Annotated in this window: 11 protein-coding genes; 5 read left to right on the top strand and 6 right to left on the bottom strand. The window is 55.1% G+C overall.

The features are described 5' to 3' along the window. Positions 1-162: 162 nt before the first annotated feature. Together Q0510_RS15785 and hemN are read left to right on the top strand one after the other, a co-directional pair. Positions 163-879 carry a sulfite exporter TauE/SafE family protein gene (locus Q0510_RS15785; protein WP_298713823.1) on the top strand — a complete coding sequence of 239 codons (717 nt, stop codon included), beginning with the start codon at positions 163-165 and terminating at the stop codon, positions 877-879. Between the two features lie 6 nt (positions 880-885). Further along, the gene (hemN, locus tag Q0510_RS15780) at positions 886-2,250 is read left to right on the top strand and encodes an oxygen-independent coproporphyrinogen III oxidase (protein ID WP_298713821.1); all 1,365 of its coding nucleotides are present in this window, start codon (positions 886-888) and stop codon (positions 2,248-2,250) included. 3 nt (positions 2,251-2,253) lie between these two features. Here the strand turns inward: hemN and Q0510_RS15775 are convergent, their stop codons facing one another. The 6 genes from Q0510_RS15775 to Q0510_RS15750 all read right to left on the bottom strand — a co-directional run bounded on the left by Q0510_RS15775 (position 2,254) and on the right by Q0510_RS15750 (position 7,590). After that, entirely contained in the window at positions 2,254-2,823 is a 570-nt protein-coding gene (locus tag Q0510_RS15775) for an AraC family transcriptional regulator (protein WP_298713819.1), read from the bottom strand. 1 nt (position 2,824) lies between these two features. Then, complete coding sequence (locus tag Q0510_RS15770) at positions 2,825-3,691, bottom strand: hypothetical protein (protein ID WP_298713816.1); 867 nt, start codon at positions 3,689-3,691, stop codon at positions 2,825-2,827. 9 nt (positions 3,692-3,700) lie between these two features. Further along, the gene (locus Q0510_RS15765) at positions 3,701-4,249 is read right to left on the bottom strand and encodes a heavy metal-associated domain-containing protein (RefSeq protein WP_298713813.1); all 549 of its coding nucleotides are present in this window, start codon (positions 4,247-4,249) and stop codon (positions 3,701-3,703) included. A gap of 81 nt (positions 4,250-4,330) precedes the next feature. Beyond that, entirely contained in the window at positions 4,331-4,717 is a 387-nt protein-coding gene (locus Q0510_RS15760) for a hypothetical protein (RefSeq protein ID WP_298713810.1), read from the bottom strand. Between the two features lie 35 nt (positions 4,718-4,752). Beyond that, on the bottom strand, positions 4,753-6,747 hold the full coding sequence (locus Q0510_RS15755) for a putative porin (protein ID WP_298713807.1): 1,995 nt from the start codon (positions 6,745-6,747) through the stop codon (positions 4,753-4,755). Positions 6,748-6,777: 30 nt separating this feature from the next. Then, complete coding sequence (locus Q0510_RS15750; protein ID WP_298713805.1) at positions 6,778-7,590, bottom strand: purine-nucleoside phosphorylase; 813 nt, start codon at positions 7,588-7,590, stop codon at positions 6,778-6,780. A 120-nt stretch (positions 7,591-7,710) separates the two neighbouring features. Between Q0510_RS15750 and sucC the strand changes: the two genes are divergently transcribed. The 3 genes from sucC to Q0510_RS15735 form a co-directional block, all read left to right on the top strand. Beyond that, positions 7,711-8,925, top strand: a complete 1,215-nt coding sequence (gene sucC / locus Q0510_RS15745; RefSeq protein WP_298713802.1) for an ADP-forming succinate--CoA ligase subunit beta — start codon at positions 7,711-7,713, stop codon at positions 8,923-8,925. A 324-nt stretch (positions 8,926-9,249) separates the two neighbouring features. Then, positions 9,250-9,780, top strand: a complete 531-nt coding sequence (locus Q0510_RS15740; protein WP_298713799.1) for a hypothetical protein — start codon at positions 9,250-9,252, stop codon at positions 9,778-9,780. An 11-nt stretch (positions 9,781-9,791) separates the two neighbouring features. After that, positions 9,792-9,973: hypothetical protein (locus Q0510_RS15735; RefSeq protein ID WP_298713796.1), on the top strand; the 182-nt coding region annotated here is incomplete at its 3' end.

Here is a 9,973-nt window from a genome sequence, read left to right as displayed (position 1 = left end):
TCCGTCGGATTCCCGGAGGGACATTACGCTGCCCCTGCAGCTGGACGATGCCGGCCGGTTGCTGGTGAGCCGTTCGCAGCTCGACCGCGGCCCCTACCGCATTAAATTCCAGTGGCAGCACAACGGTAAAGATTATTTCCAGGAAACACAATTCTACGTACAATGATAACCACCGCCATCACCGCCGCATGGCTCCTTTCCGGACTCGGGCTGGGCTTCCTGGGCAGCTTCCACTGCATCGGGATGTGCGGGCCGATTGCCCTCACACTGCCGGTGCAACACCTGAGCGGCTGGCGGAAGATGGGCGGCATCCTGTTGTACAATGCCGGCAGGGTTACGACGTACATGTTGCTGGGCATGGCATTCGGCTGGCTCGGGCAGCAGTTTTACCTGGGCGGATGGCAGCAGGGATTATCGGTGGGCCTGGGCGTATTGCTGCTGGCCGCCGTGCTCTTCGGCAAGCTGATGCCGAATATGAAGATTGGGTTCGTGCAACGGTCGCTGGGCATGTTACTGGCGCGCCGCAGCACCGGTACTTTGTACGCCATCGGGTTCCTGAATGGGTTCCTTCCCTGCGGGATGGTGTATATGGCCATCGCGGGAGCGGTAGCGGCTGGCAGCGTGTGGGGCGGAGCCTTGTTTATGGGGGCTTTCGGCGCGGGCACTTTGCCGGCCATGGCAGCCGTTTCGTGGTTTAGCCAGCTCCTGGGAATGAAGGGGCGCCTGGCGGTACGCCGCGCCATGCCTTATGTGATGGGCCTCATGGCCGTGCTGCTGATCTTGCGGGGGCTGAACCTCGGCATCCCATATGTTAGCCCCGAAATGCACCCGCATGCTACACAAGCGGAAAAAGTGATTGAAAAATGTTGTCATAAATAGAGCGTCATGACTACCACCATGTTGAAAAAATACCAGGTCGCCGCGCCGAGATACACGAGCTATCCGACCGTCCCGTATTGGGAAACCGGCGCATTCCATGAGCACGAATGGCTGGAGGGGCTCGCGCCATCTTTCGCGTCGCTGAATAATGAAGACGGTATCAGCCTCTACATTCACCTCCCTTTCTGCGAGCGGCTCTGCACCTACTGCGGCTGCAATAAATACATCACCGTCAACCACGACCACGAGATCCCTTACATCAACACCATCCTGGAAGAGTGGGATCTTTACTTGCAACATTTCCCGGAACGCCCGCGCATCCGCGAAGTGCACCTGGGCGGGGGCACGCCTACTTTCTTCAGTCCCGCCAACCTCACCCGCCTCATGGAAGCCATCTTCGCCACGGCCGACGTGCTGCCCGGCGCGGAACACAGCTTCGAAGGGCATCCCAACAACACCACCGAAGCGCATATGCAGGCGCTGTACGACCTCGGCTTCCGCCGGATGAGCCTCGGCATCCAGGACCTCGACCTGAACGTGCAGACCATCATCAACCGCATCCAGCCTTTCGAGAATGTCCGTGATTGTGTAGACATTGCGCGCCGGATCGGGTACGATTCCATCAACTTCGACCTCATCTACGGCCTGCCCCTGCAAACGCCCGACAGCATCCGCAACACCTTCACGAAGTGCATGCACCTGCTCCCCGAACGCATTTCGTTCTACAGCTACGCCCACGTGCCCTGGATCAAAGGCAACGGGCAAAGGCTTTTCAGTGAAAAAGACCTGCCCACCGGCGACCAGAAGCGCGCGCTGTACGAACTGGGAAAATCCATCCTCGAAAATTATTTCTACAAAGAAATCGGCATGGACCACTTCGCCCTGCCCGACGACAAACTGTTCGAAGCAGCGGCCAACGGCAGCCTGCACCGAAATTTCATGGGTTATACCGACCATCGCACCTCCCTCCTGATCGGCCTGGGCGTGTCCGCGATCAGCGACACCGGTAATGCATACACGCAAAATGAAAAATCCCTTTCCGCTTACCAGGAAAAAGTCCGCCAGGGGAAACTCCCCGTATCCCGCGGACATATGCTTACGAAAGAAGACCTCCGGCTCCGCAACCACATCCTGAACCTCATGTGCCGTTTCGAAACCAGTTGGGACCGCCACGACGCCAACTGCGACACGATCTCCGAAAGCCTCCAGCGCCTGCAGGAACCGGAGCACGACGGCCTTGTGGAAGTGCACCCCGGCAAAGTGGTGGTGACGGAAAAAGGAAAGCCATACATACGCAACATATGTATGGCTTTCGATGCCCGGTTGTGGCGGAACGTGCCGCAATCGCAGCTGTTCAGCAACGCGGTCTGATGATCAGATTTTATCCAGCGGCCGGCGCTTCTCTTCCTTCAGTTGTTTGAAATGGCTGGGCGTAAGGCCCGTCACTTTCTTGAACTGGCCGGAAAGATGCGCCACGCTGCTGTATCCCAGCTTCCAGGCGATTTCGCTCAGCGTGAGTTCGCCATACACGAGCAATTCCTTCACCCTTTCTATTTTCTGCTGGATGATGAACTGTTCGATCGTGGAATTCTCCGTTTCCGAGAACAGTTTGCTCAGCAGGTGATAATCTTTTTGCAGCTTCTGCGACAGGAGCGTTGAGAAGTTTTCGTTCATTTCGTCGAGCTCGCCGTAATGCACGGTTTCGATGACGAAATTCTTGATGGCTTCCACCGTTTGCGCCTTGCGGTCGTCCAGCAGCAGGAACCCTTCTTCCTCCAAAGCTTTCGCGATGCGCGCGGAGGCGGCGGCATCGGGTGTGGTTTCGAGAACGGCTTTCCCCAGCGTCACATCCTGCACAACCTGTCCTTCGTGTTCCAGCACATACCGCACCATTTTAATGCAGCGCGGGCAAACCATGTTTTTGATATGTAGTACCGTGCTCATGCTATTTTTTGAAGATGTTATACAAATTGTATTCATAGCGGACGAGGAAACTCTGGTCGGCCATGCGGGTCATATCGCCGAATAACTGTGTACGGTAGCCCAGGTCCACCCGCGAATTGCTGTTGATGATCAACTGCACCGCGGGCGCCACGTCTACGTAATAACCGCTGCGGTATTGATCCAGGTTCGATTTGCCGAGGAATTCCACGTACAGGTTCACGTTCGTTTGCTTGTAGCTTTTGTACTTCCGCGGCAGCAGCAGGTAACCGGCCGAAAGTGTGTAGTTCAGCGCGCTGCGCGACACGTACGGCAGATTATGCTGCGTGTTGTTCATATACCGGTCGTACGCCAGGCTGCCCGACACGGCCAGTTTGTGCACCAGCTGCGTGGCTACGATACCCGCGCTCACGCCGGATGTCATCCCGTCGAGATCGAGGTCCTGGTTGTTGAATGCGGGCGCGTTGTGGTCGTGGTTGCCGTCCATCGGCGGTGTGTAGGGATTGTTTATGATAGATCCCTTCGCGAAAGCGGCCATCCGGAAATGCGATTTTACATCATCAACGGAAAGGAACCTGTATTTGGCGTACAATCCCGCGCCTTCGGCTTTGAAGCGGTTTTCCATCACGTTGGAGAAAAAGCCGCTGGCATGCACCATGAGCTTTTTGCTGATGCCGAACATCAGTTCGGGCTGCAGGCGGTAGCCGGTGTAATTGTCGTGGTCGAGGGGATAGAATTTATTGGTCAGCCGAACGCCGAACGAATTGGCGGGCATATTGCTGGCGGGCTCGGTGCTGACGTACAGTTCCTGTGCCTGCGCCGACAGCCCTGCACCGGCGAGCGCCAGGAGGATACTTAATTTTTTCAGCATGTGCGGCGGTTAAATGGTGACGTGATAAACCCTGTTGCCGGCGCCTTTCTTTTCCTGGCTGCAGCAGGCTTCCATGAAGCCGGTGTTGATGCAGTTCATTTTGGTAAGGGCGCTGTACTTTTTAAATGATTTGGAGGGCAGGAAGTCGCGGTCGATGACGGTCACGTCTTTTTGCCCGCTCAGGGTCTGCGGTTTCACGTTCACGAAGTGCAGGGTTTGCCCGGCGAAGGGGATATGGGCGTCGTTCTCCACTTTAACGTTGTTGAAATCGGCCGTCATCACCAGTTTCCCTACCGAGAATCCGGCGCCTTCCACTTTCTGGCGGATCTGGTCGATATTGACGTTTGCGCCGGGTTTGAAATGGAGGATGAAGGTGGTGGCGTTGAGGTCGGTGTCGATCTTATCGACGAAAGACAGTGTTTTGAGGGCTTTCTGCGTGGCATTGGAGCACATGGCGCAGGTGAGGCCGGCGGCCTGGAGGGAAGCTTTTTTATATTGTTGCGCGGATGCGGAGAACGTAAAGCCGGTCAGCGCCAGCGCGAAGAGAATCGTTTTCATTTTTCCTGGATTTGAGGCCCGGAGGCCGGTTGAATATGCTTAAATAGTTCAATAACGGTGTCTTGGGTTAAAGACGCCGTATCAAATCAGGAAGAGACAAAATTGCTTGTAAAGGGGTATCCCCGTTGGCGGCGGGGCGTTGATGGGCGCCCACACGGTAAACGTGGGCGAAACGGCGGCTACGGCCTGCCAGTCAGGTTGCAGCACCATCAAAATGGCGGGCGAAGGAGCCGGAAGGCCCATCCCGGCTTTGGCGGCCTGGTGGGAGTCGTCGTATTTCACGAAGTGGGCTTCATCCTTGCAGCAATCCCCTTTCACCGGCATGCCGCATTTATTGCAGCCTTCGTCGTGGGTATCGTGTAAACCCACCGAAGCCAATTCCCCCATGCAATAATGCACATTAACACTGAACCCGCTGGTAATCAGCGTGTAAAGCAGTGCAATGCATATGGTAAGGAATTTCTTCATATTACAAAGTTACGCTTTTTTCCGGCAACCGGCCATCAGTTCACGAACCACCAGCGCAGGCCCACCCGGATACCGAAGTTATTGGCAGGGTACAGGGAGGAAACATAGTTGTTGTCCCACACCAGTGTGTTCAGGTTTTCGCCGCGGACGTAGGCCGACAGCGATTTGATCCTGAAATGGATGAAAGCAGCCACATCGGGTTTGTTGGTGATCTGCTGCATGTTCTGGTAGAAGAACTGGCCGAGGACGGGGGAGTAATCGTCCGCATAGTACGGCGTATTGTATTTCCCTTCCAGGCCGGTGTAGAGGTTCAGGTTCTTGAAGAGCTTGGCGGTGTACGCCACGCGAAGGCGCGCCCACACGGTGGGCAGCTGCAGGGGCGCGGTGCCGGCCAGCTGCTGGAAGGCCACGTCGCCGTCGAAAGTGAAGCTTCTCACGTCGAAGCGCTTGTAGGCCACGAGCTGCAGGAGGTTGAACACGCCGCTGTTCTGAGCGCTTTCGGTGAAGCTTTTGAAATAGGTGTAATTGGTGTACAGGTAATAGTTGGCCGAAAGGTTGTATTTCAGTTTTTTGTTATCGGCCCGCAGCTGTACCTGCGTGATGTTTTCCTTGCTGAGGTCATTGTTGAGCCATTCTTTGCCGTTGCGGGTGCCGAAGTAGCGGTACACGTACGACGGTTCGCGGTTGACGTTGTTGGCCATGAGGCTCACGTTGCCGAGGGTTTCGTTGAGATAGCGGCTGAGGCGGCCGTAAACGGAGAAGTCGCCGGCATTCTCGCCTATGGGGTACAATTCGCCTTTGGCCTGGAGGTCCCAGCGCTGGTTGCGGGTTTTATTCCGGTATTCGCCATGGAGGCGCAGGTTGGTGAAAGATTCCTCTTTCAGCTCGCTGGCCTGGAATTGTCCTTTGATGATTTCGAACGCCGCGCCCACGCGGATGAAGTGCGCCTGGTTCCCGCGCATGGGGAACTGCATCAGCGAAATGTCGTTGCTGAACACGCGCCAGCGGTGGCGGGTGCGCAGGGTATCGGGGTTGTTCAGCGGTACGGTGAGATCGTAGAACAGGCGGTAGTACAGCGAGTCCGGGGCCGCATCCTGGAAGCGGTAGGTGTTTTCGGTGTAGGTGAGGGTATGCTCCACACGGAACACCGGGTCGAATTTGTAGTACTGGGTCGTATCGTTCACATGCACCGTATCGCCGTGGCCCCAGTCGTATTGCTGGCGAACGAGGATGCTCGCATCCTGGTTGTAGCTTTTGGTGGGGATGTTGGTGTTGAGGAGGCCTCCCAGGCTGGGGTTGTTGCCGCCAAGGCGCACGGGCACGAGGCGCCGGTCTTTGTTGTCCGGGTCGTTAAGGTCCGCCGGGTCCATCACGCCGCCGTTTTCGCCGCCGTTGATTTTATTGAGGTAATAGCTGAGGTAGAGGTGGTATCGCTTGTCCTGGCTGTTGTAATTGGCCGTCACGTTATAGGTATCGTGGTTGGTGGCCTGGTTCTGGAAGAAGCCGGGGCTGTTCACTTTGCGGTACTGGAAGGAGAAATTAAACTTCTCGCCCCGGTTCTGCGTGTGCTGCAGGTTGATCATCTGCTCCTGTTTGGCGCCGATGAGGTACCAGAGTTCGGAGAAGGGGCGGTTGGTATTATAGAATTTTGCGTTCTGGTGATTGAAGGCGTATATGTCGTAGGCGTGGAATCCGGGATCGAAACCCGGCACCATGCGGGGTGTGAACACGAGGTTGCGGGCGGCGTTGCCGTTGTTGCCGAGTGTCATGTAGGTAGAGGGGAACCCGAGGTAGTTCAGCGAGAAGTCGGCGATGGTGGAGTCGATGGTGAAATCGGTGGGTTCGTCGAGGAACCTGTAGCGGAGCGTGAGCGTATCGGGCTCATGGTCGTGCTTGGTGGTATCGCGCTGCATGCTGGTGTTGCCGCCGCTGCCCATGCCGCGTCCTGGGAGGCGGCCGGTATTGAATTGTGCCTTGAGGGCGGTGCCGGTGCAAACCAGCAGGAGGAAAAGGATCGAGAATTGCCTCATCGGGATGATTCGTGTAAGGTCCGGCATATGCTACAATTGCCGGGCCAATTCGCTGAAAATATAAGTTAAATGCGGTTCCGCCGTTTTGGCGGCGGCCAGTACCTCTTCGTGGGTGATGACGTTTTCTTCTTCCCGGATGCCCAGGTCGGTGATCACGCTCATGGCAAACACGCGGAGGCCGCTGTGGATGGCCACGATCACTTCCGGAACGGTGCTCATGCCCACGGCGTCGCCGCCGATGATGTGCATGAATTTATATTCCGCCCGTGTTTCGAACGTGGGGCCCTGTACGCCGACGTACACCCCTTCATGCAGCGGGATCCCCTTCCCTGCCGCGATTTTTTTGGCGGCGGCGATGAGGGTTTTACTGTAAGGTTCGCTCATATCGGGGAACCGGGGGCCGAGGGCGTTGTTATTGGGCCCGCGGAGGGGATGTTCGGGCTGGAGGTTGATGTGATCGGTGATGATCATGAGGTCGCCCACCCGGAAACGGGCGTTCATGCCGCCGGCGGCGTTGGAGATGAGGAGGGTTTCAATGCCGAGGGCCTTCATCACGCGGACGGGGAAGGTGACCTGCTGCATAGAGAGCCCTTCATAATAATGGTACCTCCCCGCCATGGCTACCACGGGTTTGCCGGCGAGCTTCCCGAGGATGAGCCGCCCCGAATGGCCTTCCACCGTTGCCGGCGGGAAGTGGGGGATCTGGTCGTAGGGGATCTCGGTCTTATCCGTAATCTCCCCCGCCAGGTTGCCCAGGCCGCTGCCCAGGATAACGCCCAGTACGGGGCGCTCCGGGGCAAATTGCTGTATGTAAGCCTTCGATTCGTTGATCTGTTCCAGCATATCCATCCGGGTTTTATGCCCGGCAAAGTTAATTCTTCGTTGCATATCATCCGCCCCCTCCAAAGAAATCCCCGTATTAAAACATAAAATGCCTAAATTAGCGGCCAAATTTGTATTCCGATGAATTTACACGAGTACCAGGCTAAAGAACTGCTGAAAAAATACAATGTACCGGTACAGGAAGGTATCCCGGTTGACACGCCCGAAGCTGCCGCAGAGGCTTACAAGCAACTGAAGGTGCAGTTTGGAAACGAGTTCGCCGTTGTAAAGGCGCAAATCCATGCGGGAGGCCGCGGGAAAGGGAAAGTACGCGGAACCGAACAACGCGGCGTAGCCGTGGGCAAAAACGCGGAAGATGTAAAAACCATCGCCGGAAATATCCTCGGTGGCACCCTCGTTACGATCCAGACCGGCGAAGCCGGCAAGGTTGTCAATAAAGTATTGGTAGCGCAGGACGTTTACTATCCCGGCGCCAATCCCGTTAAAGAATTCTACCTCTCCATCCTCCTCGACCGCGCCACCGGCCAGAACGTGATCATGTATTCCACCGAAGGCGGTATGGACATCGAGGAAGTTGCGCATAACACGCCCGACAAGATCTTTAAAGAATGGGTATACCCCGGCGGCAAGCTCGAAGGCTTCCAGGCGCGCAAAATCGCCTTCAACTTCGGCCTCTCCGGCGAAGCTTTCAAAAACATGGTGAAATTCGTAACCAACCTGTATAATGCATACGTTGGCCTCGATGCAGCTATGCTCGAAATCAACCCCCTCTTCAAAACCAGCGACGAGAAAATCATCGCGGTGGATTGCAAACTGAACCTGGACGACAACGCCCTGATCCGCCACCCCGAGCTCGTTGCCCTCCGCGACATCACCGAAGAAGATCCCACCGAAGTGGAAGCAGGCAAACACAACCTCAACTTCGTGAAACTCGACGGTAACGTAGGCTGTATGGTGAACGGCGCAGGCCTCGCCATGGCTACCATGGACATGATCAAGCTCTCCGGCGGCGAACCCGCCAACTTCCTGGACGTAGGCGGCACCGCCAACGCCCAGACCGTGGAAGCCGGCTTCCGCATCATCCTGAAGGACCCGAAAGTGAAAGCCATCCTCATCAACATCTTCGGCGGTATCGTTCGCTGCGACCGTGTGGCACAAGGCGTTATCGATGCATACAAATCCATCGGCAACATCGAAGTCCCCATCATCGTTCGCCTGCAGGGCACCAACGCTGCCGAAGCCAAAGCCCTCATTGAAGAAAGCGGCCTGAAAGTTCAATCCGCCATCCTCCTCAGCGAAGCTGCAGCACTCGTAAACAAAGCCGTGAGCGCATAAGCCCGCGGTTTTACTATATTTTTCCAGGGAAAGACGGTCGGTTTGACCGTCTTTTTCTTTTTTTGCCGGCGCCGGATCCGCTGCCCCATCCCCCGTTGTGTCACTCCCTTCAGCGGCAGCGCGCTGCCGGAGGATGCAACATTTATATCAATCCATTAACAAATTATTAGCAGCCTATCTGAATTCGGCTATGCAATTTGCCGGTCCTCACATTCATATCTCCCATCAAATAATAATAAGCACCAAGGTCAACAATGGTAATCTGGAGACAACCCGGAGCGCCTGGACAAATTTCATTTTTGTCAACCTATAAATTGCATTTTAATGAAACTTATTACTATTTTTGGAGAGAAAACGAACGCAGTCTACGCTATTCATTATAACGGCCAGCATTGTGATGAACTTGACAGATTGTTCTTCCTTTGGAGTGACATTGAATATGTCAAGTCCTATTTACAGGAGCGGAAAGATCTTTTGGCGGAGGCGTTTCGGGTAGGCATATCTATCGAAGAGGCTGCATGGGAAATTAAAATCGAAGCGGAGTTGATGGAAGACGAGCTGAAAGCGCATTATCGGAACGGATTACTTCAATCCCTTTTCATGCCTTTGCGGAAAGGTGATGCAAAAATTTATGTTTTTCAGCAAACCAAATCAAAATCCAGGTCACGCCGCATCTGGCGGCCAAAACTTCGGATTTATGCGATCAGGTTGGCAGCAAACTGTTATGTGATTACCGGCGGGGGGATTAAACTGACGAAGGCCATGCAGGATTGCCCAATACTTATGGCCGAACTAACAAAAATCAAAAAGTGCGTTGCATTCCTGAAACAACATAAAATCAGCGAGCAACTTTAAACACAAATAACATGACCCTGGAAGAAAAATTAAGCAAATTAGTATCGCCTGAGCCATCCAAATGGCTGGAAAACGCGACAAAAAGACAAGCAAATTCCGGATGGTTACGCATGTCCGGCGCTGTAGCACTGCGTGTTTTAGCCGAATTAGATGAGCGAAAAATGACACAGGCTGCTTTAGCTGAGAAGATGGG

This window comes from uncultured Chitinophaga sp., from assembly GCF_937874145.1.
GTDB lineage: Bacteria > Bacteroidota > Bacteroidia > Chitinophagales > Chitinophagaceae > Chitinophaga.
Note: the sequence above shows the minus strand (reverse complement) of the source record. Positions and strands in the feature narration are given on the sequence as shown.